The sequence below is a fragment of the Mycobacterium sp. ACS4331 genome (assembly GCF_001667265.1).
GTDB lineage: Bacteria > Actinomycetota > Actinomycetes > Mycobacteriales > Mycobacteriaceae > Mycobacterium.
The window spans coordinates 1-24953 of sequence record NZ_LZHW01000059.1; the positions used below are offsets into that span (position 1 = coordinate 1).

24 protein-coding genes are annotated in these 24953 nt (G+C 69.3%); 7 read left to right on the forward strand and 17 right to left on the reverse strand.

Annotated features, from left to right (window positions below; translation table 11 throughout):
• Positions 1-125: 125 nt before the first annotated feature.
• From mnmA to A5727_RS14160, 6 genes are all read right to left on the reverse strand, one after another.
• On the reverse strand, positions 126-1199 hold the full coding sequence (gene mnmA, locus A5727_RS14135) for a tRNA 2-thiouridine(34) synthase MnmA (protein ID WP_068250180.1): 1074 nt from the start codon (positions 1197-1199) through the stop codon (positions 126-128).
• The gene (locus tag A5727_RS14140) at positions 1199-2395 is read right to left on the reverse strand and encodes a cysteine desulfurase family protein (RefSeq protein WP_068250181.1); all 1197 of its coding nucleotides are present in this window, start codon (positions 2393-2395) and stop codon (positions 1199-1201) included. Before A5727_RS14140 ends, mnmA begins: the two co-directional genes overlap by 1 nt.
• Positions 2396-2441: 46 nt before the next feature.
• On the reverse strand, positions 2442-3278 hold the full coding sequence (locus tag A5727_RS14145) for a lysophospholipid acyltransferase family protein (protein ID WP_082949807.1): 837 nt from the start codon (positions 3276-3278) through the stop codon (positions 2442-2444).
• Positions 3275-4114: a GNAT family N-acetyltransferase gene (locus tag A5727_RS14150; RefSeq protein ID WP_068250303.1), complete on the reverse strand. Its 840-nt coding sequence runs from the start codon at positions 4112-4114 to the stop codon at positions 3275-3277. The genes A5727_RS14145 and A5727_RS14150 overlap by 4 nt, the downstream gene beginning before the upstream one ends.
• 143 nt (positions 4115-4257) lie before the next feature.
• Positions 4258-5214, reverse strand: a complete 957-nt coding sequence (locus A5727_RS14155; protein ID WP_068250183.1) for an electron transfer flavoprotein subunit alpha/FixB family protein — start codon at positions 5212-5214, stop codon at positions 4258-4260.
• A 33-nt stretch (positions 5215-5247) separates the two neighbouring features.
• Positions 5248-6039: an electron transfer flavoprotein subunit beta/FixA family protein gene (locus A5727_RS14160; RefSeq protein ID WP_068250186.1), complete on the reverse strand. Its 792-nt coding sequence runs from the start codon at positions 6037-6039 to the stop codon at positions 5248-5250.
• A gap of 228 nt (positions 6040-6267) precedes the next feature.
• Here A5727_RS14160 and A5727_RS14165 point away from each other — a divergent pair, with 228 nt between their 5' ends.
• The 3 genes from A5727_RS14165 to A5727_RS14175 are packed head-to-tail and all read left to right on the forward strand — an operon-like array spanning position 6268 to position 9844.
• Positions 6268-7092: a class I SAM-dependent methyltransferase gene (locus A5727_RS14165; protein ID WP_068250188.1), complete on the forward strand. Its 825-nt coding sequence runs from the start codon at positions 6268-6270 to the stop codon at positions 7090-7092.
• Positions 7089-8618 carry a 1,4-alpha-glucan branching protein domain-containing protein gene (locus A5727_RS14170; protein ID WP_068250190.1) on the forward strand — a complete coding sequence of 510 codons (1530 nt, stop codon included), beginning with the start codon at positions 7089-7091 and terminating at the stop codon, positions 8616-8618. Before A5727_RS14165 ends, A5727_RS14170 begins: the two co-directional genes overlap by 4 nt.
• A complete protein-coding gene (locus A5727_RS14175) occupies positions 8615-9844 on the forward strand; it encodes a glycosyltransferase family 4 protein (RefSeq protein ID WP_068250192.1) in 1230 nt (409 codons plus the stop codon). The genes A5727_RS14170 and A5727_RS14175 overlap by 4 nt, the downstream gene beginning before the upstream one ends.
• Before the next feature lie 3 nt (positions 9845-9847).
• Here the strand turns inward: A5727_RS14175 and A5727_RS14180 are convergent, their stop codons facing one another.
• A complete protein-coding gene (locus tag A5727_RS14180; RefSeq protein WP_068250195.1) occupies positions 9848-10585 on the reverse strand; it encodes an acyltransferase in 738 nt (245 codons plus the stop codon).
• 89 nt (positions 10586-10674) lie between these two features.
• Here A5727_RS14180 and A5727_RS14185 point away from each other — a divergent pair, with 89 nt between their 5' ends.
• A complete protein-coding gene (locus A5727_RS14185) occupies positions 10675-11970 on the forward strand; it encodes an outer membrane protein assembly factor BamB family protein (protein WP_068250197.1) in 1296 nt (431 codons plus the stop codon).
• 1 nt (position 11971) lies between these two features.
• Here A5727_RS14185 and A5727_RS14190 read toward each other — a convergent pair whose 3' ends face one another.
• Genes A5727_RS14190 through yczE form a run of 8 tightly spaced genes read right to left on the reverse strand, consistent with a single transcriptional unit; the run spans position 11972 to position 18506 of the window.
• Positions 11972-12661, reverse strand: a complete 690-nt coding sequence (locus A5727_RS14190) for an esterase (RefSeq protein ID WP_068250200.1) — start codon at positions 12659-12661, stop codon at positions 11972-11974.
• 30 nt (positions 12662-12691) lie between these two features.
• Positions 12692-13363 carry an esterase gene (locus tag A5727_RS14195; protein ID WP_068250203.1) on the reverse strand — a complete coding sequence of 224 codons (672 nt, stop codon included), beginning with the start codon at positions 13361-13363 and terminating at the stop codon, positions 12692-12694.
• Positions 13364-13377: 14 nt separating this feature from the next.
• Positions 13378-14592 (reverse strand): THUMP-like domain-containing protein, encoded by a 1215-nt coding sequence (locus A5727_RS14200; RefSeq protein WP_502687680.1) that lies wholly within the window; start codon positions 14590-14592, stop codon positions 13378-13380.
• On the reverse strand, positions 14550-15524 hold the full coding sequence (locus A5727_RS14205; RefSeq protein ID WP_068250214.1) for a class I SAM-dependent methyltransferase: 975 nt from the start codon (positions 15522-15524) through the stop codon (positions 14550-14552). Before A5727_RS14205 ends, A5727_RS14200 begins: the two co-directional genes overlap by 43 nt.
• Positions 15525-15560: 36 nt before the next feature.
• Complete coding sequence (locus tag A5727_RS14210; RefSeq protein WP_068250310.1) at positions 15561-16283, reverse strand: enoyl-CoA hydratase; 723 nt, start codon at positions 16281-16283, stop codon at positions 15561-15563.
• An 8-nt stretch (positions 16284-16291) separates the two neighbouring features.
• Entirely contained in the window at positions 16292-17098 is an 807-nt protein-coding gene (locus A5727_RS14215; RefSeq protein WP_068250217.1) for an NUDIX hydrolase, read from the reverse strand.
• Positions 17095-17946 (reverse strand): ABC transporter ATP-binding protein, encoded by an 852-nt coding sequence (locus tag A5727_RS14220; protein ID WP_068250220.1) that lies wholly within the window; start codon positions 17944-17946, stop codon positions 17095-17097. The genes A5727_RS14215 and A5727_RS14220 overlap by 4 nt, the downstream gene beginning before the upstream one ends.
• The gene (gene yczE, locus A5727_RS14225) at positions 17895-18506 is read right to left on the reverse strand and encodes a membrane protein YczE (protein WP_068250307.1); all 612 of its coding nucleotides are present in this window, start codon (positions 18504-18506) and stop codon (positions 17895-17897) included. The genes A5727_RS14220 and yczE overlap by 52 nt, the downstream gene beginning before the upstream one ends.
• Before the next feature lie 302 nt (positions 18507-18808).
• Here yczE and yczR point away from each other — a divergent pair, with 302 nt between their 5' ends.
• On the forward strand, positions 18809-20284 hold the full coding sequence (gene yczR, locus A5727_RS14230; protein WP_068250223.1) for a MocR-like transcription factor YczR: 1476 nt from the start codon (positions 18809-18811) through the stop codon (positions 20282-20284).
• A 7-nt stretch (positions 20285-20291) separates the two neighbouring features.
• Here the strand turns inward: yczR and serB are convergent, their stop codons facing one another.
• Both serB and ctaD read right to left on the reverse strand, forming a co-directional pair.
• Positions 20292-21539 carry a phosphoserine phosphatase SerB gene (gene serB / locus A5727_RS14235; protein WP_068250226.1) on the reverse strand — a complete coding sequence of 416 codons (1248 nt, stop codon included), beginning with the start codon at positions 21537-21539 and terminating at the stop codon, positions 20292-20294.
• Between the two features lie 3 nt (positions 21540-21542).
• Entirely contained in the window at positions 21543-23288 is a 1746-nt protein-coding gene (gene ctaD, locus A5727_RS14240; protein WP_068250313.1) for an aa3-type cytochrome oxidase subunit I, read from the reverse strand.
• A 173-nt stretch (positions 23289-23461) separates the two neighbouring features.
• Here ctaD and A5727_RS14245 point away from each other — a divergent pair, with 173 nt between their 5' ends.
• Positions 23462-24535: an iron-siderophore ABC transporter substrate-binding protein gene (locus A5727_RS14245; RefSeq protein WP_197507661.1), complete on the forward strand. Its 1074-nt coding sequence runs from the start codon at positions 23462-23464 to the stop codon at positions 24533-24535.
• Between the two features lie 7 nt (positions 24536-24542).
• A complete protein-coding gene (locus A5727_RS14250; protein WP_068250229.1) occupies positions 24543-24818 on the forward strand; it encodes a YciI family protein in 276 nt (91 codons plus the stop codon).
• Positions 24819-24953: the final 135 nt, after the last annotated feature.

Below are 24953 nucleotides of genomic sequence, written 5' to 3' on the forward strand. Positions count from 1 at the left end.
CTGCCCCTGCCCTCTAAATCCCATCGAAACAACACCCCTTACCAATCAGGTGCTGCAGCGATCACTTGAGCCTGCCCCGTGTTCGGCGTACAAGAAGGGACGCTCGTGGGAAGGAAAGGGGACGGTCAGCGCGCGGAGACGATCGTCGCGCTGGCCAGCACCTCATCGCCGTCGGGGTCGGGCCGGTAGAGCACCATGGTCTGCCCCGGGGCAACGCCGCGCAACGGGGTGCTCAACCGCATCCGCAGGGCCCCGTCGACCACATCGGCCACACCGTCGCCCAGGCCCCCGTGCGCACGCACCTGGACCTGGCATTCGACCGCACCGACCAGCGGCGCGCCGGAGGTGAAAACCGGCCGCTCTCCGGTCAACTCGGTGACCTCGAGGTCTTCCTTGGACCCGACCCGCACCGTGCCGGTCTCGGCGTCGATCGCGGTGACGTAACGGGGCTGACCATCGGGGCCCGGGCCGGCGATGCCCAGTCCCTTGCGCTGTCCGATGGTGAACCCGTGCACGCCTTCATGTTCGGCGAGCACCGTCCCGCCGGCGTCCACCACGGCGCCGGGGCGAATGCCGATCCGCGCCCCGAGGAAGGCCTGCGTGTCACCGGAGGGGATGAAGCAGATGTCGTGGCTGTCAGGCTTGTCGGCCACCAGCAGTCCGCGCCGCGCCGCCTCCGCGCGGATCTCCGGCTTGGGAGTGTCCCCCACCGGGAAGGCCGCGTGCCGCAACTGCTCTGCCGTCAGCACGGCGAGCACGTAGGACTGGTCCTTGTCACCGTCGACCGCACGTCGCAGTCGGCCCTCCGACAGCCGCGCGTAATGTCCGGTGGCGACGGTGTCGAAACCCAGCGCCAGAGCGCGGGCGGACAGCGCGGAGAACTTGATCCGCTCGTTACAGCGCACGCACGGGTTCGGGGTCTCACCGCGTGCATACGCCTCGACGAAGTCGTCGATCACGTCTTCCTTGAATCGGTCCGCAAAATCCCAGACGTAGAAGGGGATCCCCAGCACGTCGGCCACCCGGCGCGCGTCGGCGGCGTCCTCCTTGGAGCAGCAGCCGCGCGATCCGGTGCGCAGTGTTCCGGGGGCCGAGGACAACGCCAGGTGCACGCCCACCACGTCGTGACCCGCGTCGACCATGCGCGCCGCGGCCACCGAGGAGTCGACGCCACCGCTCATCGCCGCCAGAACCCGCATCAGCGCACCGACCCCGAACTGGCCAGGGCGGCCTGCCGCGCCCGCAGGACCGCAGCAGGCAGCACACTCAGTGCCGCATCGACATCGGCATCGACACTGGTGTGCCCCAACGACAGCCGGATCGAACCACGCGAGGTCTCCGGATCGGCGCCCATGGCCAGCAGGACGTGCGAGGTCTGCGCCACCCCGGCCGTGCATGCCGACCCAGTCGAGCACTCGATTCCGTTGGCGTCCAACAACATCAGCAGCGAGTCTCCCTCGCAGCCGCGGAAGGTGAAGTGCGCGTTGCCCGGCAGTCGCCGCACCAGGGATCCGTTGACCACGACGTCGTCGATCTCGGCAAGGACCCCCTCGATCAGCCGGTCGCGCAGCGCGCGCAGGCGGGCGCTGTTGGCGGACATGCCCTCGACCGCGATGCGCAGCGCCTCGGCCATCGCGACCGCGCCCGCCACATCGGGTGTGCCCGAGCGCACGTCGCGTTCCTGTCCGCCGCCGTGTGCCAGCGGCACGCAGGCGGTGTCGCGGCGCAGCAGCAGGGCACCCATGCCGGTGGGGCCACCGAACTTGTGCGCGGTGATGCTCATCGCGGCGCACCCGCTGTCGGCGAAGCTGACCGGAATCTGGCCGGCGGCCTGGACGGCATCGGTGTGCATCGGCACGTCGAACTCCGCGGCCACCGCGGCGAGTTCGGTGATCGGCATGATCGTGCCGACCTCGTTGTTGGCCCACATGATCGAGACCAGCGCCACGTCCGCACCGTGCTCCTCCAGCACCGCGCGCAACGCGGCGGGCGTCACCGACCCGTCGGCCTCGGTCGGAAGGTAGGTGATCTCGGCGTCCTCGTGCTCACCGAGCCACTGCACCGCATCGAGTACGGCATGGTGCTCGACGGCGGTGGTGACGACGCGGCGACGGCGTGCGTCGGCATCGCGACGGGCCCAGAAGATGCCCTTGACGGCCAGGTTGTCGCTCTCTGTGCCACCCGCGGTGAAGATGACCTCCGACGGCCGGGCGCCCAATGCCGCGGCGATCGACTCGCGCGACTCCTCCATGCGGCGCCGCGCCGTGCGCCCGGAGGTGTGCAGCGAGGACGCGTTCCCGACCGTCGCCAGCACCGCCGTCATCGCCTCGATGGCAGCGGGATGCATCGGAGTGGTGGCGGCGTGGTCGAGATAGACGGGGCTGGCGGGACTCATGACCCACCCAGGGTACCCGCAGGTGGGCTGTGCAACCGATTCGCTGTCAGGCCGCCAGAGCGTGGCCGGCACCGCAGCGCCGCGCCGGTGTCTGCCGCACAGCGGCCTCGCAGCGCGCCGCCAGCGCCCGCCGGTCGGTTCCCGGCAGCTGCAGCGACTCGACGTGTACGTGCACGACGGTGCGGCGCGCCACGACCAGTCGGCACAGCGACGCCAGCAGCGAGTCGTCGCCGATGTAGGCCGGCACCGTGGAGGCGCGACCGTCGCGGTGGTGGTAGGTCAGGCGCAGGGGCTGCACGGGCCGGCCCGCGTCGATCGCGGCCTGGAACATGGCCGGCCGGAACTGCCCGTACCCCAGGCCGCACCACGTCGTGCCCTCGGGAAAGGCGACGACGGTGTGTCCGGCATGCAGCCGCGCCGCCACGGTGTGTACGACGGCGGGCAGCCTGCGCAGATTCGCCCGCTCGATCGGGATGACCTTCATCAGCCTGGCCACCACGCCGAAGGCCGGCCAGCTGATCAGTTCGGCCTTGGCCACGAACGACCCCGGCATCACCGCGCCGATCGAGAAGATGTCCACCCAGGAGATGTGCCCGCTGACCACCAGGACACCTCTGAGGTTGCGAATCGGACCGCCAGACACCGTGATCCGCATTCCCAACGCCCGCAGCATCAATCGGCAGTAGCCGCGCTGCAGGTGTGAGCGGCCCGGGAGCGGGACCGCCAGCAGCGGCATCGCGGGCAGCAGCGCCAGGGCCAGCAGCGTCCGCAGCAGCACCCGCAGCGCCACCACGGGCCGACGCCCCAGTGGGGCCGTGCCGGCGTGCATGCAGTCGTCGGTGCACGTCGCCCGCGGAACCCAGGGGTTGCCGGCCGTCGTCACCGTCCCGCCTCCGTGGCCGCCGCCATCGTCCGCAGCCGAGTGAGGTAGCGGGTGTCCGCGCGGCGCTTGTCGAGCAGCGCCGGGAAGTCCCCGACGCCGAACGCGGGATCGTGGGCGGGTTCACCGCACACCTGCGCACCGAGGCGCAGGTAGCCGCGCATCAGGGCGGGGAGCGTCGGGCGCGCCGGGGGTTCGATGTCGTCGAGACCGTGACCGTCGATCACCACGGGCCGGTATGGGTGGACGGTGAACTGCGGGTCCGCGGCGTGTCTGCGGGCCACGTGGTCGCGCACTCCCCTGATCTGGCTGCCGGGTCCGCTTTCACCCGTCGGGTCGAGCACCGGGACCGAGACGCAGCCCGCGACGTAGTGGTATCCGCAGCGGTCCAGATACGCCAGGATGCCCGTCCACATCATCAGCACGACAGCACCGTTGCGGTGGTCGGCGCGCACCACCGCGCGCCCCATCTCGACGAGCGAGGGCCGCAGTGGGTCCAGGCCGCGCACGTCGAACTCCGTCGCGGTGTAGAGGCCGCCGGCCGCGATCGCACCCGGGGGCGGCAGCATCCGGTAGCAGCCCACGAGTTCTCCGGTGCGGTCATCACGGACCAGGAGGTGGTCGCAGTGCTCGTCGAACTCGTCGGCGTCGCGGCCGTCGGCGAGGTCCGCGGAATCGGCGGTCAGGTCGAAGCCGGGCTCGGCGGTGAAGACGTCGTACCGCAGTCGCTGGGCGGCTTCGATCAGGTCGGCGTCGGAGCTGCACAGCAGGGTGTAGCGCGGCGCGTCGGTGTGGTGAACCTGGTGATCTGCGGCGATGAGAACAGATGCGGTGCTCATGATCAGCACGGTCGCGCAGCTGTTCGGCCACCCGGCAATGGCGACGTGACGCGTCGGTGAACTCTGCGCGCCTTTTCGCCGAGGCGAAAAGGCCCCCCGGGACACACCCGGGGGGCCTTCTCAAGCGAACTTCTGAAGCGAACTCAGCCCTTGCGAGCCTTGACCGCCTCGGTCAGCTGCGGCGTGACGTTGAACAGGTCACCCACGATGCCGTAGTCGGCGATCTCGAAGATCGGCGCCTCTTCGTCCTTGTTGACCGCGACGATGGTCTTCGAGGTCTGCATGCCGGCCCGGTGCTGGATGGCGCCGGAGATGCCCAGCGCGATGTACAGCTGCGGCGACACGGTCTTGCCGGTCTGACCCACCTGGAACTGGCCCGGGTAGTAGCCCGAGTCCACCGCGGCACGCGAGGCGCCGACGGCGCCACCGAGCGAGTCGGCGAGCTCCTCGACGATGGAGAACTTCTCGGCGGACCCGACACCACGACCACCGGCCACGACGACCGAGGCCTCGGTGAGCTCGGGACGGTCACCGGCCACCGCGGGCTCACGAGACGTGATCCTGGTGGCGTTCTCGGCCTGCGCGGGCACCTCGACGGTGACCTGCTCGCCGGCACCGGCGGCGGGCTGCGCCTCGACGGCGCCCGGACGCACGGTGATCACCGGGGCGTCACCGTTGACCTGGGCGTCGACGGTGAAGGCGCCACCGAAGATGGAATGGACGCCCACTCCCCCTTCTTTGACCTCGACGACGTCGACCAGCAGGCCCGAGCCCTGGCGCGCGGCCAGGCGACCGGCGATCTCCTTGCCGTCCGCGTTGGCGGCGATGAGCACACCAGCCGGAGCGGTCTGCTCGACGAGCGCGGCCAGCACGTCGACGTAGGGGGTGATCAGGTACGAGTCGACGTCGGCGGACTCGGCGACGTAGATCTTGGCCGCACCGGCGGCCTTCAGGTCATCGGCCAGGCCGGCCGCGGTGCCCGGAGCAGCCACCACGACGGCGGACGGCTCACCGAGCGCACGGGCGGCGGTGATGAGTTCAGCGGTGACCTTCTTCAGGGCACCTTCGGCGTGCTCGACGAGCACCAGTACTTCAGCCATGGTTTGTAGCCTCTTTGCTCTCGATGGAAGGTCTTAGATCAGCTTCTGGCCAACCAGGTACTCGGCGATCTTGGTGCCGCCGTCGCCCTCGTCGGTGATCTTCTCGCCGGCCGTCTTCGGCGGCTTCGGGGTGGACGACAGCACGGTCGAACCGGCGTTGGCCACACCCACCTCGTCGGCCTCGACGCCGATATCGGCCAGGCTCAGCGTGGTGACTTCCTTCTTCTTGGCGGCCATGATGCCCTTGAAGGACGGGAAGCGGGGCTCGTTGATCTTCTCGTTGACGCTCACGATGGCCGGCAGGCTGGCCTCGAGGGTGAACACACCGTCGTCGGTCTCACGCTCGGCGGTGACCTTCCCGCCCTCGACGTTCAGCTTGCGCACGTGGGTCAGCTGCGGCAGGCCGAGGTACTCGGCGATGACCGCGGGCACCGCGCCGCCGACACCGTCGGTGGCCTCGTTGCCGGCGATGACCAGCTCGACGCCCTCGATCGTGCCCAGGGCGCGGGCCAGCGCCCACGCGGTCTGGATGACGTCGGAACCGTGCAGGCCGTCGTCCTTGACGTGGACGGCGTTGTCGGCGCCCATCGACAGGGCCTTGCGGATCGCCTCGGTGGCGCGCTCGGGACCGGCGGTCAGCACCGTGACAGTGCCTTCGCCACCCTCGCGCTCCTTGATGAGGAGCGCCTCTTCGACGGCGCGCTCGTTGATTTCATCCAGAACAGCGTCAGCGGCCTCACGGTCCAGCGTGAAGTCACCGTCGGACAGCTTGCGCTCCGACCACGTGTCTGGGACCTGTTTGATCAGGACCACGATGTTCGTCATGACTCTGGTTCGTCCTCCTCGACGGGCCCCACGGCGGCGTGAACTGCCGTGAGGAGCTTGGGCCTTGGGCCGGTGTTTCGGGCCACCTCGCAATGTTACTAGCGGGTAACTTATGGCGGTCCGCTCGTACACCATAACCGAGCACGCTGCATGTTCTGCCCCCACATGCCCCGCAAGACCTCCGGTGCACTGTGTCACCGAACGCAGACGGGTTAGCCTGCCTTCACAATGAGCTCATTCGTCACCGACGGTCCCGTCGACCCGACCCCCGCCGAACGACCCGCCGGCCCCCGCGCCGGGGTGCCCTCGGAGCTGCCGCTCACCGGTGAGCGCACCATCCCGGGACTGGACATCGAGAACTACTGGTTTCGCCGCCACGAGGTGGTCTACCTGCAGCTCGCCGACCGTTGCGCGGGCAGGGACGTGCTCGAAGCGGGCTTCGGCGAGGGGTACGGGGCCGATCTGCTCGCGGGTGTTGCGCGCCGCGTGATCGGGGTCGACTACGACGCATCCGCCGTCGCGCACGTCCAGGCGCGCTACCCCCGGGTCGAGGCGCATCAGGGCAATCTGGCGCAGCTGCCACTGCCCGACGCATCGGTCGACGTTGTGGTCAATTTCCAGGTCATCGAGCATCTGTGGGATCAGTCACAGTTCGTCTCGGAGTGTCTGCGGGTGCTGCGTCCGGGCGGACAGCTGCTGATGTCGACGCCCAACCGGATCACCTTCACACCGGGCAGCGACACCCCCGTCAATCCGTTCCACACCCGCGAACTCAATGCCGCCGAACTCACCGAACTGCTCGTCGACGGGGGCTTCCGCCTCGAGGCGATGTACGGGGTGTTCCACGGTCGTGCACTCGAGGCGCTCGACGCCAAGTACGGCGGGTCCATCATCTCCGCGCAGATCGCCCGGGCGCTGGCCGACGCGCCGTGGCCTGAGGATCTGCTTGCCGATGTGGCCGGCGTGGCCAGCGCCGATTTCGACCTGCTGCGCGACGACGAACGGGACATCGACGAGAGCCTCGACCTGGTGGCGATTGCGGTACGCCCGTGAGACAAGTCCCGGGCCTTTTCACCCTCGTCCTGCACACCCACCTGCCCTGGCTGGCACACCATGGCCGCTGGCCCGTGGGCGAGGAGTGGCTGTACCAGTCCTGGTCGGCGGCCTACCTGCCGCTGATGCGCGTGCTGCGGGCGCTGGCCGCCGAGGACCGGCACAACCTGCTCACCCTCGGGATGACGCCGGTGGTCACCGCGCAACTCGACGACCCCTACTGTCTCGACGGCATGCGGCACTGGCTGGCCAACTGGCGGCTGCGAGCGCTGCAGGCCACCACATTGGACTCAGAACCCCTGCGCGAGTTCGGGATTCGCGAGCTCGCCGAGGCCACGCAGGCGATCGAGGACTTCGAGACGCTGTGGCGGCACGGCGCAAGCCCGCTGCTGCGCGAACTGATCGACGGCCAGACCATCGAACTGCTGGGCGGCCCGTTGGCCCATCCGTTCCAGCCACTGCTGCATCCGCGCCTGCGGGAGTTCGCGTTGCGCGAAGGCCTGGCCGATGCCCAGCACCGCTTCGCCCACACCCCGACCGGTATCTGGGCTCCCGAATGCGCCTACGCCCCCGGCATGGAACGCGACTACCGCGCCGCCGGGGTCGGCCACTTCATGGTCGACGGCCCGTCGCTGCACGGCGACACCGCCCTGGGGCGCCCGGTCGGCGACAGCGATGTGCTGGCCTTCGGACGTGATCTGCAGGTCAGCTACCGCGTATGGTCGCCGAAGTCGGGCTACCCCGGCCACGCGGCCTACCGCGACTTCCACACCTATGACCACACCACGGGTCTCAAACCCGCACGTGTCACGGGCCGCAACGTCCCCTCCGACGCCAAGGCGCCGTATGACCCGCAGCGCGCCGACGCCGCGATCGACGCCCACGTCGCCGACTTCGTCGACGTGATCCGCCGGCGCCTGATCGCCGAGTCCGAGCGGATCGGCCGGCCCGCGCACGTCGTGGCCGCGTTTGACACCGAACTGTTCGGACACTGGTGGTACGAGGGCCCGACGTGGCTGGGACGCGTGCTGCGCGCGCTGCCCGAGGCCGGCGTCCGGGTCGGCACCCTGCGGGACGCGGCCGCCGACGGGTATGTCGGCAGCCCGGTCGAACTGCCGCCCAGCTCCTGGGGTTCCGGAAAGGACTGGCAGGTGTGGTCCGGCGAGAAGGTGGCCGATCTGGTCCAGCTCAACGCCGAGGTGGTCGACACCGCGCTCACCACGGTGGACAAGGCGCTGGCCCAGGGCGACGCTCCGGGACGCACCCCGGCGCGCAACTTCGTCGCGGACCAGATCCTGCGCGAGACACTCCTGACGGTTTCGTCGGACTGGCCCTTCATGGTCAGCAAGGACTCGGCGGCGGAGTACGCGCGCTACCGGGCACATCTGCACGCCCACGCCACGCGGGAGATCGCCGGCGCACTGGCCTCGGGGCGCGTTGACTCCGCGACCCGCCTGGCCGAGGGCTGGAACCGCGCCGACGGCCTGTTCGGCGCGCTGGACGCCAGGCGGTTGCCGCGGTCATGAAGATCCTGATGGTGTCGTGGGAGTACCCCCCTGTCGTGATCGGCGGCCTCGGCCCCCACGTCCATCACCTGGCCACCGACCTGGTGGCCGCCGGCCACGAGGTCGTCGTACTGTCCCGCCGACCCACCGGCACCGACCCCGCATCGCATCCGACGACCGACACGGTCAGTGAGGGTGTGCGGGTCATCGCCGCCGCGCAGGACCCGCACGAGTTCACGTTCGGCACCGACATGATGGCCTGGACGCTGGCCATGGGCCATTCGATGATCCGGGCCGGTTTCGGTCTGCGCGACTGGCAACCCGACGTGGTGCACGCGCACGACTGGCTCGTCGCCCACCCCGCCGTCGCGCTGTCCGAATTCTTCGACGTGCCACTGGTGTCCACGATCCACGCCACCGAAGCCGGTCGCCACTCGGGCTGGGTCTCGGGTCCGGTGAGCCGGCAGGTGCACGCGCTGGAATCGTGGCTCGTCCACGAATCCGATTCACTCATCACGTGTTCGGCCTCGATGCGCGAGGAGATCACCACACTCTTCGGTCCGGGACTGGCCGAGATCAGCGTCATCCCGAACGGAATCGACACCGACGGTTGGCCTTTCGCCAAGCGCCGTGCGCACGACGGCGCCCCCGAACTGCTGTACTTCGGCCGACTCGAGTACGAGAAGGGCGTGCACGACGCGATCGCCGCCCTCCCCCGCATCCGCCGGACCCATCCAGGCACCACCCTGACGATCGCCGGCGACGGCACGCAGATGGACTTCCTGGTGGAGCAGGCGCGCAAGAACCGCGTGCTCAAGGCGACGAACTTTGTTGGCCGCGTGGACCATTCGCAGCTTCTGACGCTGCTGCACCGGGCCGACGCGGCGGTGCTGCCCTCACATTACGAGCCGTTCGGCATCGTGGCCCTGGAAGCCGCCGCGACGGGCACTCCGCTGGTCACCTCCAACGTCGGCGGCCTCGGCGAGGCCGTGATCGACGGTGACACGGGCCTGTCGTTCCCGCCGCGCGATGTCGCCGCACTCGCCGCCGCGGTGCGCGCGACGCTCGACGACCCCGCCTCGGCCCAGCAGCGCGCCGAGGCGGCTCGGGCCCGCCTCACGGGTGACTTCGCCTGGCCGACGGTGGCCGCGAACACCGCCGAGGTCTACCTGTCGGCCAAACGGGCGGAGCGTCAGCCGCAACCGCGACGCGTCATCGTGGAACGGCCGCTGCCCGATTACGGCTGAGCGCTACTTGGCGGCCTTCTTGCGTTCGATGTCGGCCAGCGCCGCCGCGAGTTCGGCGCGCTCGGCCGCGGTGGCCTCCCAGGACACCTTGCGGTTCTTGACCACCTTGGCGGGCGCACCCACGGCGATCGAATAGTCCGGCACCTCACCCTTGACCACGGCATGAGCGCCGAGCACACACCCGCGACCGATCGTGGTGCCGCGCAGGATGGTCACCTTGGCCGCGATCCAGGTGTCGGGCCCAATCCGCACCGGGCCCTTGATGATGCCCTGGTCCTTGATGGGCATGTTGATGTCGTCCATCTTGTGGTCGAAGTCGCACACGTAGCACCAGTCGGCCATCAGCGCGGAATCGCCGAGTTCGATGTCCAGGTAGGTGTTGATGACGTTGTCGCGGCCCAGCACCACCTTGTCGCCGATGCGCAGCGAGCCCTCGTGGCAGCGGATGGTGTTCTTGTCGCCGATGTGCACCCAGCGGCCGATCTCCATCTGCGCCAGCTCCGGGGTGGACTGGATCTCGACGTTCTTGCCGAGGAACACCATGCCGCGCGTGATGATGTGCGGATTGGCCAGCTTGAACTTCAGCAGCCGCCAGTAGCGCACCAGGTACCACGGTGTGTAAGCCCGGTTCGCCAGCACCCATTTGAGCGAGTCAACGGTCAGGAACTTGGCCTGACGCGGGTCGCGCAGTCGCGAACCCCGCCACCTCTTGTGGATCGGCGCACCCCACATCGTCGTCATGGCCGGAAAGCCTACGCGAGGGCCGAATCACCGAAGGGATACCCTCGTAGGCACCCCGATCACATCGCGACCAGGAGGGAACGACACTGGTGCTACGGCGACTTGCCTCGCTGGCTGCCGTTCTGTCGGGGATCGTCCTGATCGCGAGCAGTCTCACGGCGTGCACCGAGGACGACACCTGGGTTCAGGCCGCGCCGGCCGGCGGCTGGTCCGCGCAGTACGCGGACGCGGCCAACAGCAGCTACACCGCCACCGCGGGCGCACAGGATCTCGAGTCGGCCTGGACCAGGGCGGTCAAGGGCGACCTCGGAGCCGCGGTCGGGCTCGGGTCGCGCGGCTACCTGGTGGCCAATGCGCAGACCCCCGGCGGCTGCTCACTGATGCTGTGGGAGAACGACAACAACGGCCGGCAGCGCTGGTGCACCCGGCTGGTGCAGGGTGGCGGATTCGGTGGCGCACTGATCGACGGCTTCGACAACGTCTACGTGGGCCAGCCCGGTGCCATCCTGTCGTTCCCCCCGACACAGTGGATCCGCTGGCGTCAGCAGGTGATCGGCATGCCGCACACCCCGCGGCTGCTCGGCGGCGGCAACCTGCTGGTGGTCACGCACCTGGGCCAGGTGCTGGTGTTCGACGCGCACCGCGGCACCGTCGTCGGCAACCCGCTGGATCTGGTCGAGGGGGTCGACCCGACCGACTCCCAGCGCGGTCTGGCCGACTGCGCGCCGGCGCGGGCCCGCTGCCCGGTGGCCGCGGCCCCCGCGTTCTCCCCGGCCTCGAACATCATCGTCGTGACGCTGTGGCAGCCGGGAGCGCCCAAGGCGACGCTGATGGGGCTGCGGTACCGCCCCGGCCAGGAGCCGCTGCTGACCCGCGAGTGGACCAGCGACGCGCCGCCCGAGGGTGTGCTGGCCGCCCCGGTGCTCTCGGCCGATGGGGCGACGGTCTACGTCAACGGGCGCGACGACAAACTGTGGGCGCTCAACGCCGACGACGGCAGCGTCAAATGGTCACTGCCACTGGAGTACCTGGCCCAGACCCCGCCCACGGTTGCTCCCGACGGCACGCTGATCGCCGGCGGCGGTCCCGGCGCGGCACTGACCGGCATCAGGGATTCCGGCGACCGGGGCGAGGTGGTCTGGCGCCGTGGGGACGTCGAATCGTTGACCACCGCCAGCCAGGCCGGCACCGAGATCGCCTACACCGTCGCTTCCGAGGACGACGGCATGGCCCTGATCGCGTTCGATCCCCGTGATGGGCAGACCCGCAGCAGCCTTCCCCTGCCGCAGGCCACGGGCTTTCCCGTCGGTGTGTCGGTCGGGGCGGACCGCAGCGTCGTGGCCGCCACGAGCGACGGTCAGGTGTACAGCCTGCGCGCCAGGTAGATCAGGCGATCATCGCGTCGACTGGGCCGCGCGGAATGCTCACCTCAAACGCGCCGACCGCGCCGGACAGCACAGCACCGCGATCGAAGAAGAAGATCAGACTGTCGTTCGTGATCGCGAAGTTCTGATAGGTCAACGGGTCCAGACCCGCTGCGGCGGGGAAGATCTCGGTGTCCCCGAACTGTTTGGACACCTCGGCCTGCACGAGCGGCAGGATCACCGGGTACGGGTTGGTGCCCTCGCGGAACAGGTTGTCGATCGTGATCGGTTTGCGGAAGCCCTGATCCCAGTTGAACGTCTTGTAGAACGTTGTCGGGTGCGCGCCGCCCACGGATTCGTAGGTCTCGAGCACCAGGGTCTGGGTGCCGCGCGGGGGCACCGCCGACCGGTACTGAGTGGACTTGATCTCCAGCGCGTACGGCACGACGCGGGAGTCCTGCGTCTTGGCCAGGTTCAGGAACCCGTCGCGCGTCTGCTTGATGTACTCGTGCACGGGTTTCTGGTCGGGATAGTCGGCCGGGAAGCTGATCGACACCGAGTAGCCCGGATCGGTGACCTGCACCTGGCACGTCGAACCCACCTGGACACCGGAGAGGTCCGCGCACTTGGGCGGGGCCGCCGAAGCGGTCGCCCCGCCGAAACCACTGAGCACCATCACCGCTGCCACCGCAGCCACTGAGCACGTCCGCATGGCGACACGATACCGGGGCCGCCCGAGCGGTCAGATCGCCAGCGGGGGAAGCTGCGACCGCGGAATGTGGACGATCTGGGCCCCGGCCGCGCCGGGCAGCAGCGAGCCCCGGTCGAAGTGGAACACGACGTGCTCGGGGGTCAGGGAGAAGTTCTGGTAGTTCGCCGGGTCCCGCCCCGCCGACGGCGACACCAGGTCGGGCACACCGAGGCGGTCGGTCAGGTCGCGCTCCACGATCGGCGCGATGACGTCGACGGGATCGGCCGCGGCGAAGAGGGTCTCGAGCGTGATGACCCGGTTCTGCGCGAGATCGTAGTTGAACGACCGGAACCACGTGTTCGGGTGGGCACCGCCGAAGTTCTGATACACCTCGAAGGTCACCGACCGGGTGGTCTCGGTGGCGTCCAGCAGAGGCTTGACCTCCAAGGCGTGCGGCAGATTTCGGGCATCCGGGGCGCGGGACTCGTCGATGAACTCCGCACGTGTGGTGGTGATGAAGTCGGTGACCGCGGTCTGGTCGGGGTAGGCGATCGGGAAGGCCACGTCCAGAGTGAAGGCCGGATCCTCGGTGTGCACCCGGCAGATTCCGTCGGGTTCGACGACCCCACCGAGTCCGCTGCACAGTTCGACAGCCGCCGCTGTCGGCGCCGACCAGAGCGCAGCGGCCGCAGCCACCGCGGCGACAACCGGAGTCCACCTCATTCGTCGCAGCGTAGTCAGATCCGTGCTGCCGCAGGCGCGGAACGGCAGATGAAGGCGCGGCGGCGGGCGTTCGCGCCCGCCCCGATCCGCGTGATGACGACCGACAGCGACACCGTCCCCCGCAGTCGGAGGCGGCGGCGGAGTTCATCCGGGTTGATGTTCACCCCGCGCACCAGGATCTCCAGCACACCGCAGTCGTGCGCCGAAAGCGCTTGCCGCAGCGCCTTCTCGGTGAACGCCAGCTCCTCGATCACCTCGAAGCCACGGACCCCCGGCGGCACCGTGTCACCCGAGAGGTAGGCGATCTCGGGGTCCAGTTGCCACAGCCCGTGCCGGGCGGCGTAATGACGCACCAGGCCGGCACGGACCACGGCCCCGTCGGGGTCGACGATCCAGCGTCCGGGTGGGCGGACCTCGCACTCGTCGGTCTCGGCGTCGGTGAGTTGTTCCCCGGTGTCGAGCACTGTGGCGCGTCGGGTCACCCCGGGCTGCGCCAGCCCTGCTGACCACAGGCAGGCCTCGCGCACCGAACCAGCCCAGGAGGTGATCTCCACCTCACCCCGAAAACCCATGTCCCCCAGCGCATCGAAGTCGATGCCGGGGGCGCACTTGACGGCGAGATCGCGGTCGGCATACACCTCGAGCAGGTCGTCGAGGGCCGGCATGTACTCACGAGGATCGAACTTTCGCCGCCCCTCGCTGCGGCGCGCCGGATCGGCCACGACCGTCGCCGCACGCGTGACGGGCCGCAGCGCGTCGGCGCGGCAGATCAGCACCTCGCCGCCCAGGTTGTGCCGCGCCATCGCGACGCGCACGGGGTCGAGGTCACTGCCCACGACATCTGCGGCGGTGCGTCGCAGCGCGGCCAGGTCGGCACCCACCGAACACGTCACGTCATGGACGACACGGCCCCTCAGCCGCGAAGCCCGATGCGTGGCCACGGGTTCGGCGGTGGCCTGCTGCAGAGCCTCGTCGGTGAACAGCCACCGGCCCGCGTCGGGCAGTTTGGTCACGGCCCTGCGGCGCAGCAGCGTGGTCTCGATGAGCACTGGGGCGCGCACACCGTGACGCTGCCGCACCACCGCGACGTCCCGCACGCCGTCCAGGGACGGCAGCGCCGCGACCTCGGCCAGGGCCGTGACGCCCTCGTCCGACGTCAGGTAGGCGACATCGTCGAGTGTGAACTTCAGGAGGGCTTCACTCCGGTGATCATCACGTTGTAGAACCAGCCCTTGGGCACCACGCGGCGCCACACGTTGGCGTCGACCCAGCTGAGCGACGTCCAGCTTCCGAACGCGAACTTGGCCCAGCCCCAGCCCAGCTTGCCGGGCGGGACGGCGGCTTCGAAGGTGCGCACCGGCCAGCCCAGCATCGCGGCGGTGAACTCCTCGCTGGCGGTGCTCACCTCGACGGCACCGGCGTTGCGGGCCATCCGCTCGAGATCGGCGGGCTCGAAGGTGTGCAGGTCGACGACGGCCTCCAGGGCCGCCGCGCGCGAGGACTCGTCGAGTTCGGTCTGCGGCCGCCGCCAGTCGCGCAGGAACGGCAGCTTGGTGACGTTGGTGGCGACGTGCCAGGTCAGCGTCGACAGTTCGCGCGCGTAGCGGTTGCCGACGGTCGTGGGCTCACCGGCGAAGACGAAGCGCCCGCCGGGCTTGAGCACCCGGACCACCTCGCGCAGCGACAGTTCCACATCCGGGATGTGGTGCAGCACGGCGTGGCCGACCACGAGGTCGAAGGTGTTGTCCTCATAGGGGATGCCCTCGGCGTCGGCGACCCGCCCGTCGATGTCCAGGCCCAGCGACTGCCCGTTGCGGGTGGCGACCTTGACCATGCCCGGCGACAGGTCGGTCACCGACCCGCGGCGTGCGACACCGGCCTGAATGAGGTTGAGCAGGAAGAAGCCGGTTCCACAGCCCAGTTCGAGCGCGCGGTCGTAGGGCAGCTCGCGCTGGACATGCTCGGGCACCGCGGCATCGAAGCGGCCCCGCGCGTAGTCGACGCAGCGCTGGTCATAGGAGATCGACCACTTGTCGTCGTAGGTCTCGGCTTCCCAGTCGTGATAGAGAACCTGGGCGAGCTTGGTGTCCTTGAGGGCGGCCTCGACCTGCTCCGCTGTGGCGTGCGGGTTGGGCGCCGGGGATTCGTGCGTGCTCGTCATGGCACGAAAGCCTAGCGGGCGTTGCCGGCCAACGTGTCAGCCCTCCGGGGCGTGCAGCGCGGCCGAGAACACCTCTTCATAACGGCGCCGCTGCTCATCGACCGAACACCGGCCGTCGAGCATGGCCTTGGCCGCGGCCACCGCGGCGGGCGGGGCGTCGAGGTGACGCTTGGCCCAGGCACAGGCGGCGTCGTAGACCCCGTCGGGCGCCACAAGTTCGTTGAACAGTCCGAGGAGTTCGGACTCCTCGGCATCGACGAACCGCCCACTGAACACGAGGTCCTTGGCCCGGCTGCGGCCCGTGATCTCGGCCAACCGCGCCAGGCTGGCGGCGCTGGGCACCAGCCCGGCCAGGATCTCCGAGGCCCCGGTCTTGACGTTGTCCCCGGCGATGCGCCAGTCGGCGGCCAGGGCCAGTGACAGCCCGCTGCCCAGCGCATAGCCCGTGACGGCCGCGACGGTGGGTTTGGGGATCGCGGCCACCGCGGCCATCGCGTCGTCGCGCACCTGGGCCGCCACGACGGCCTCCGCCGCGCTGAGCGTGCGCAGTTCGGGCACGTCGTCGCCGGCCGAGAAGATCTCATGGCCGCCGTAGAGGATGACGACGGCGATGTCCTCGCGCTCACCGGCCTGGCGCGCCACCTGGGTGAGCTCACGCAGCATCTGCCGGGACAGGGCGTTGGTCGGCGGGCGGGACAGCAGCAGCGTGCCCACCCCGGGATGTTCGGGGTGGGTGTGCAGGCCGACGAACTCGGGCACCGGCGTCGTCACGGCGCACGTCCGGCGCGCGCGGCGTTGTACCGGTCGCTGTCGAAGAATTCGATCTCCCAGTTGCCGTCGTGCTCGGTCAAACTGGGCTCCACCGTGACGATCTGACGCTCGACGGCGAGCACCTCGGAGACCGTGCGCCCGGTCAACGCGTCCAGCTGGGTCCACGTGGGCGGCAGCAGGAAGATCCGCTTCGCCTCGAACTCGCGCAGCGCGGCCTCGGGTTTGGCCCAGGCCACCTTGTCCGCCTCGGTGTTCTCGCCGTCGGCCCGCTGACCCGACGGCAGCGCGCCGACGAAGAAGTAGGTGTCGTAGCGCCGGGTGCGCTCCTCTTTGGGGGTGACCCAGTTGGCCCACGGCCGCAGCAGGTCGGCGCGCAGCACCAACCCCTCGCTGCGCAGGAAGTCCCCGAACGACAGCGAGTTGTCGGCCAGCGCGGCGCGCGCCTCGGCGTACACGCCGGCGTCGCTCACGATGCCCGGGTCACCGTCCTGGTGCGGCCCGGCGAACAGCACGCCCGACTCCTCGAACGTCTCGCGCGCGGCCGAGCACACGAGCGCCAGCGCCAGGTCCTCGTCGACTCCGAGGCGCTGCGCCCACCACGACGGCGGCGGACCGTACCAGTCGATGTCGGCGTTGCGGTCGCGGTCGTCCACGCCGCCGCCCGGGAACACCACGACGCCGCCGACGAACTCCATGTCCCGATGCCTGCGCATGAGGAACACCTCGATGCCGGTGTCGGTGTCGCGGACCAGCATGACGGTCGCGGCCGGACGAACGGGCAACGGCACTGCGTCGTCGCTCATGCACGCCTCCTGTGTGCGGCGCGGCGGCGTACCCGCCGCGCGAAATAACGCCCGTCGATGACGTCGACGGCGATCTGCTGCCCGAAGGCCTTGGACAGGTTCTCCGCGGTGAGCACGTCGCTGAGCAGACCGGCCGCCACCACACTGGCCTCCGAGAGCATCAGGCAGTGGGAGAAGCCGGGCGGGATCTCCTCGACGTGGTGGGTGACCAGGACGAGGGCGGGTGCGTCCGGGTCGGCCGCCAGATCGGCCAACCGGGCGACGAGTTCCTCGCGGCCACCGAGATCCAGGCCGGCGGCGGGTTCGTCGAGGAGCAGCAGTTCGGGATCTGTCATCAGGGACCGAGCGATCAGCACGCGCTTGCGTTCGCCCTCCGACAGGGTCCCGTACGTGCGCTCGGCCAGATGCTCGGCGCCGACACTCTCGAGCATGTCGAGGGCCTGGTCGTAGTCCACCTCTTCGTACTGTTCGCGCCACCGGCCCAGCACCGAGTAGCCGGCCGACACCACGAGGTCGCGCACGATCTCTCCGTCGGGAACCCGCTGGGACAGCGCCGAACTCGACAACCCGACGCGGGCCCGCAGTTCGGTGGTGTCCACCCGGCCGAGGCGCTCGCCCAGCACGTAGGCGGTCCCGCTCGACGGGTGCTCCATGGCCGCGGCGATTCGCAGCAGGGACGTCTTGCCCGCACCGTTGGGGCCGATGACCACCCAACGCTCATCCAGTTCGACCTGCCAGGTGACGGGCCCGACCAGGACCCGTCCCGCCCGACGCAGCACCACGTCGCGGAAGTCGATCAGCAGGTCGGGGTCGGCGATGTCCTCGGACTCGATATCGGCTTCGGGCACTCGACCATGGTAGTCATGGGCGCCCCGAAGTCGTCGAACAGCAGGCGCCGTGGCATCAGACGCAGGAACAGCTGCACCAACGGCCCGATGCCCAGCGCGTACAGCACGGTGCCGACACCGACCGTCCCACCCAGCAGCGCGCCCACGATCAGCACAGTCGCCTCGATCATGGTGCGCACCAGGCGCACCGATCGACCGGTGCGGGCCACCAGCCCGGTCATGAGCCCGTCGCGCGGGCCCGGTCCCAACCCGGCACCGATGTAGAGCACCGTGGAGAGGGCGTTGATCACGACGGCGCCGACGAGCATGGCCACCCGCGCAGGCATCTGCGTGGGTGCGGGCAGCAGCGCCAGCGACACATCGACGGCGACGGCGATCACGATGACGTTGGCGACGGTGCCGACGCCGGGACGGATTCGCAGTGGGATCCAGGCCAGCAACACCGCCACACCGACCGCGGCGGTGACGGTGCCCAGCGACCAGCCGGTCAGGCGCGCGAGCCCGACGTGGAACACATCCCACGGGTCCAGACCGAGTCCGGCGCGGACCATCAACGCCATGGAGAACCCATAGCCGACGAGCCCGGTGATCAGTGTGGTGCCGCGCAGCGCGGCTCGTCCCGCCCTCACGCGTGATCCGGGAAGCGGGCCCGGATCGCGTCGAGGTCGATATGGGCGCGGCGCAGGTCGGCGTCGTCACCGACAAACCCTGCGCGTGGCTGAGGGGTCCTCAGCCACTGCGTGCAGCCCCGACGGATCGCTGTGATCCTGCCTTCACCTCGTAACCAGTTTCGTGCCATTCGCCCATGGTTCCGCTCAAGTGGCTTGTCTTTCAATAGCCAGTTGGGTGAAACTGGCACTCAATGAGTGCAGATATGGCGGATCGCCGCCTCGATGTCACCCTGCTGGCCCGCGAGCTGGGCAACTGGCGCACGGCCGGTGCCAGCGGTCCGATGCATCAGGGCCTCTCGGATGCGCTGCGGATGTTGATCGTCGACGGCCGGCTCCCCGTCGGGTCGCGACTGCCCAGCGAACGGGCCCTGGCCGACGTCCTGCGCATCTCCCGCACCACGGTCACCGCGGCGTATGCGCAGATGCGGGACGAGGGATATCTGACCGCCAAGCGCGGCGCCCGCAGCTCGGTGGCGCTGCCGCCGCAGTCCCATCCCGTCAGCACAGAACTCCACGACGCCTCCCGCACGAGGATCAACCTCGCCGAGGCCGCGATGTCCGCGCCGTCCTCCCCTGTCCTCGAGGCGTATGCGGCGGCCTCCACTGAGATCAGTTCGTACCTGCGCCGGCCCGGCCTGGAACTCTATGGTGTGGCGCCCCTGCGGGACGCCATCGCCGAGAGGTACTGCCGGCGCGGCCTTCCCACCGAACCCGACCAGATCATGGTGACCACCGGCGCACTGGGCGCCATCGGGCTGATCCTGGCGACGTTCGTCGAGGCCGGTGATCGCGTCCTGGTCGAGCAGCCGACGTTCACCGGCGCGCTGGCGGCGATCTCGGCGGCGGGTGCGCGGGCGGTCCCGGTGTCGATCACGCCCGACGAGGGCTGGGACCTCGACGCGCTGCACATCGCGATCCGCCAGCTTGCACCCAACCTGGCCTACCTCATCCCCGACCAGCACAACCCGACCGGCCTGACGATGACGTCCGCGCAGCGGGAACGCTTGGCGCACATCATCACCGACACCCGCACGCGCACCATCATCGACGAGACCATGACCGAGATCTGCCTCGATCAGCCGGCTCCGCCGCCCGTGGCCTGCGCGATGACGCGCCGGCCGGATCTCGTGCTGTCCATCGGGTCGATGTCCAAGTCCTTCTGGGGAGGTCTGCGCATCGGGTGGATCCGCGCCGAGCGCACCACGTTGGCCACCATCGCGGCTCGACGGCCGTCGGTGGACCTCGGCACGCCGATCTTCGAACAACTCGCCGCGGCCCATCTGCTCGCGGTCACCGACCAGGTGGTGCCGGAACGCTGCGACCTGATCCGAAACCGGCGTGCGCTGCTGCGCCGGCTGCTGGCCGAGCACCTGCCGGACTGGCGCGAATGCAACCTCAACCAGCCCACCGGCGGACTGGCCCTCTGGATGCGGCTGCCCGTCCCGTCGAGTTCGGCGGTCTCAGCGGCCGCGTCACGCCTCGGCGTCGACATCCCACCGGGTCCGCGGTTCGGCGTCGACGGCACCCTCGAGCGCTACCTCCGCGTGCCGTACACCCTGCCCGAAGACACACTGGCCGAGGCTGTTTCGCTGCTCGCACGGGCCTGGGCCAGCGTCGTCGGCACGGATCTCGCGCCGACGGCGACGGGCACGGGGCCGGTGGTCTGACCCGGGATCAGTCCCCCGGCGGGATCGCGACGCGGCGCACGACACCGTCGACGGCGTCAGCCGCCTCGATCTCACCGCGCGTGACGCCCAGGATGAACAGCACGGTGTCCAGATACGGGTGGCTCAGCGAGGTGTCAGCCACCTCCCGCAGCGCGGGCTTGGCGTTGAACGCCACCCCCAGGCCGGCCGCGGACAGCATGTCGATGTCGTTGGCGCCGTCGCCCACCGCGACCGTCTGCTCCATCGGCACCCCGACCTGACTGGCGAAGTCCCGCAGCGCCTTGGCCTTTCCGGGCCGATCGATGATCTGCCCGGTCACGCGCCCGGTGAGCCTGCCGTCGACGATCTCGAGGTGGTTGGCCGCGACGTAGTCGAGCATCAACTCCTCGGCCAGCGGTTCGATGACCTGACGGAAACCGCCGGACACCACTCCGCAGTGGAATCCCAGGCGGCGCAGTGTGCGGATCGTGGTCCGCGCGCCCGGGGTCAGCTCAAGCTGTTCGGCCACCTCGTCGACGACCTCGGCGGGCAGCCCGGCCAGCGTCGCCACCCGCTCGCGCAACGACTCCTCGAAGTCCAGTTCGCCGCGCATGGCCGCCTCGGTGATCTGGGCGACCTTGGCCTCCGCGCCGGCCTTCGCGGCCAGCATCTCGATGACCTCACCCTGGATCAGCGTGGAGTCGACGTCGAACACGATCAGGCGCTTGGCCCGGCGGTCGAGCGTGTAGTCCTCGACCGCGACGTCGACACCCTCGTCCACCGACACCCGGGCTAGGGCAGTCTTCAGGGCACCGACGGCGCCGGGCGGGACTGAGACGCGCAGTTCCAGTCCGGTGACCGGGTAGTCGGAGACGCCGCGGATGGTGTCGATGTTGACGCCCAGCGCGGCGGCCTCCCGGGCCAGCACACCGAACGCCTGTGCGGTGATCGGCCGGCCCAGCACCACGATGGTGTGCGTCGACGGTTCGCGGATGATCGGGGCGTCGACACTGTTCTCGATCGTGACGTCCAGGCCGACGCCGTGGATCGCATCCTCGACGTCGGCGCGGAACGCCGCGTCGTGGACGAGATCCTCCGGCCCGGACACCAGCACCCCGAGCGTCAGCCGGCCACGGATGACCACCTGCTCGACGTTGAGCAGCTCCACGCCGTGCGCGGAGAGCACCTCGAACAGCGCCGAGGTCACGCCGGGCTGGTCACCACCGGTGACGGTGATGAGGACAGACACCTTCCCCGAACCGGGGGACACGGTCATCCCTTAGGTGCGGACGTTCTCGTCGTCGAGCCGGGTGACGTCGCCGTCGGCCGGCCCGTGGGCACGTCCCACGTGCGCCTCGGCACGCATCCGCTCGACCATGTGCGGGTAGTGCAGCTCGAACGCCGGACGCTCCGAACGGATCCGGGGCAGCTCGGTGAAGTTGTGCCGCGGCGGCGGGCAGCTGGTGGCCCACTCGAGCGAGTTGCCGTAGCCCCACGGGTCGTCGACCGTGACGACCTCGCCGTAGCGCCAGCTCTTGAACACGTTCCACACGAACGGGATCGTCGAGATGCCGAGGATGAAGGCACCGATCGTCGACACCACGTTCAGGGTGGTGAAGTTGTCCATGGGCAGGTAGTCGGCGTAGCGGCGCGGCATGCCCTCGTCACCCAGCCAGTGCTGCACCAGGAACGTGGTGTGGAAGCCGATGAACGTCAGCCAGAAGTGGAACTTGGCCAGGCGCTCGTCGAGCATGCGGCCCGTCATCTTGGGGAACCAGAAGTAGATGCCCGCGTAGGTGGCGAACACGATGGTGCCGAAGAGCACGTAGTGGAAGTGCGCGACCACGAAGTAGCTGTCGGTGACGTGGAAGTCCAGCGGCGGGCTGGCCAGCAGGACGCCGGACAGGCCACCGAGCAGGAACGTGATGATGAAGCCGACGGAGAACAGCATTGGTGACTCGAAGGTCAGCTGTCCCTTCCACATCGTGCCGATCCAGTTGAAGAACTTGATGCCCGTGGGCACCGCGATCAGGAACGTCATGAAGGAGAAGAACGGCAGCAGCACGGCGCCCGTGGCGTACATGTGGTGCGCCCACACCGCGACCGACAGGGCCGCAATGGCCAGCGTGGCGTAGATCAGGGTGGTGTACCCGAAGATCGGCTTGCGGCTGAACACCGGGAAGATCTCCGAGACGATGCCGAAGAACGGCAGCGCGATGATGTACACCTCGGGGTGGCCGAAGAACCAGAACAGGTGCTGCCACAACAGCACACCGCCGTTGGCCGGGTCATAGACGTGCGCGCCGAGGTGACGGTCGGCGGCCAGGCCGAACAGCGCCGCGGTCAGCAGCGGGAAGGCCAGCAGCACCAGGATCGAGGTCACCAGGATGTTCCAGGTGAAGATCGGCATGCGGAACATCGTCATACCCGGGGCGCGCATGCAGACCACGGTGGTGATCATGTTGACGGCACCGAGGATGGTGCCCAGACCACCGACGGCCAGGCCCATGATCCACAGGTCGGCACCGGCACCCGGGGAGTGGATGGCGTCAGTCAGCGGCGAGTACGCGGTCCAGCCGAAGTCGGCCGCGCCACCCGGGGTGATGAAGCCGGCGGTCGCGATCATCGCGCCGAACAGGAACAGCCAGAACGAGAACGCGTTCAGACGCGGGAACGCCACGTCCGGGGCACCGATCTGCAGCGGCAGCACCAGGTTCGCAAAACCGAACACGATGGGCGTCGCGTAGAACAGCAGCATCACCGTGCCGTGCATGGTGAACAGCTGGTTGAACTGCTCGTTCGACAGGAACTGCAGACCGGGCAGGGCGAGCTCGGTGCGCATCAGCAGGGCCATCAGGCCGCCGATGAAGAAGAAGATGAAGCACACGACGCAGTACATGATGCCGATCAGCTTGTGATCGGTCGTCGTGATGAGCTTGTAGATCAGGTTGCCCTTGGGGCCCATGCGCTCCTTATAGGGGCGCGTCGCCTCGAGTTCTCGCAACGGGGGCGCTTCGGCGGTCAAGAACTCCTCCAAACATCCAAAATCCGGGTCGGAAACCGCGGAATCCCTGGGATCGTGCGCGATCTTCATGGAGATCCTATCCCCCGTCCGCGCTCGTGTAAGCCCGGGTCCGACAAGACGTCGTAGATGTCGCGAAAACGGGGCCCGCGGACCCGGGTGTTAACGTCGGGACCGTGCCGATCCGTGCCGCATATCTCCTGTCGACAGCGTTGCTCGCGACGCTCTGTGCAGGGTGTTCGTCCCCTCAGGGCCAAGAACCGGTCCCGCCGTCCCGCAGTGTGATCACCAGCACTACGAAGATCGCCGGTGCGGGCGTGTTGGGCAACCATCGCAGGCCCGACGAGTCGTGCGCCCCCGAGCCCGCGCCGGTCGATCCGGGCGAGCCGGTGCGGCGGGTCGACAGCGGCACCGAGCGCGGCGACGTGGACGTGCCCGCCGACCCGCAGCGCATCGTGGTGCTCTCCGGGGACCAGCTCGATGTGCTGTGCGCGCTCGGTCTGCAGTCGCGCATCGTGGCGGCGGCGCTGCCCGACGGTTCCCAGACGCAGCCCTCCTATCTGGGCAGGGTCGTGCTCGATGTCCCACCCGCAGGCTCGCGCAGCGCCGTGGATCCCGCCGCGATCTCCGCGGCCCGGCCGGACCTGATCCTCGGTTCACGGGCGCTCACGCCCGAGGCGTACGGCGAGCTGGCGGCGATCGCGCCCACGGTGTTCACCGGAGACCCCGGAGCGGGGTGGCAGGACACCGCGCGCCGGGTCGGTGCGGCCACCGGCCGGGCGGGCGCTGCGGACACCCTGGTCACCGAGTTCGACGAGGACGCCCGCCAGACCGGAATCGCCAACGACGCAACACATTTCCAGACTTCGGTGGTGCAGTTCACCGAGAACGCCGTGCGCGTGTTCGGCGAGGAGAACTTTCCGGGCAGCGTGTTGTCGCTGGTCGGGGTCGACCGTCCCGCGTCTCAGCGGTTCACCGACAGGCCGTTCGTCGAGATCTCCACCGACGACGCCGACGGGGCCGACTTCGGCCCGGTCGACGCCGACATCGTCTATGTGTCGTTCGACTCCCCCGCCGCCAAGGAGCGCGCCACGGCCGTCATGAACGGCGACGCCTGGCTGGCACTGTCGGCCACCCGCGACAATAGGGTGTTCGTGGTCAACAACGAGGTGTGGCAGACGGGGCAGGGACCCGTCGCGGCCCGCGGCATCCTCGACGACCTGCGCATGCTCAACGCACCCATCAACTAGGAGTCCCATGTTCCACGTGCTCACCCTGACCTACACGCAGCCGCTCGAGGAGGTCGACAAGGTTCGGGCCGACCACCTCGCGTGGATCGAAGGTGAGATCAAGGCGGGCCGACTGCTGCTCGCCGGGCGTCAGGAGTCGCAGAAGGGCGGGATCCTCATCACCGGGGACATCGACACCGCGGCCGCCGAGGAACTGATCGCGGCCGATCCGTATGCGCTGGCCGGCCTGGTCTCCTACGAACGCGTCGGGTTCAACGCCGGTCTGCGCGCGCCCGGACTCTGATCGGTCCACCGTTTTCGGGAATGAACCGTCCAACGGCGTCCGTTGGGGTTTCCTATGGGCGCGACGATGCGCCGCGTCTCAATTAACTTTGCTAAGCTATATATCTGTATATACGCGCAGCGACAACCACACGAG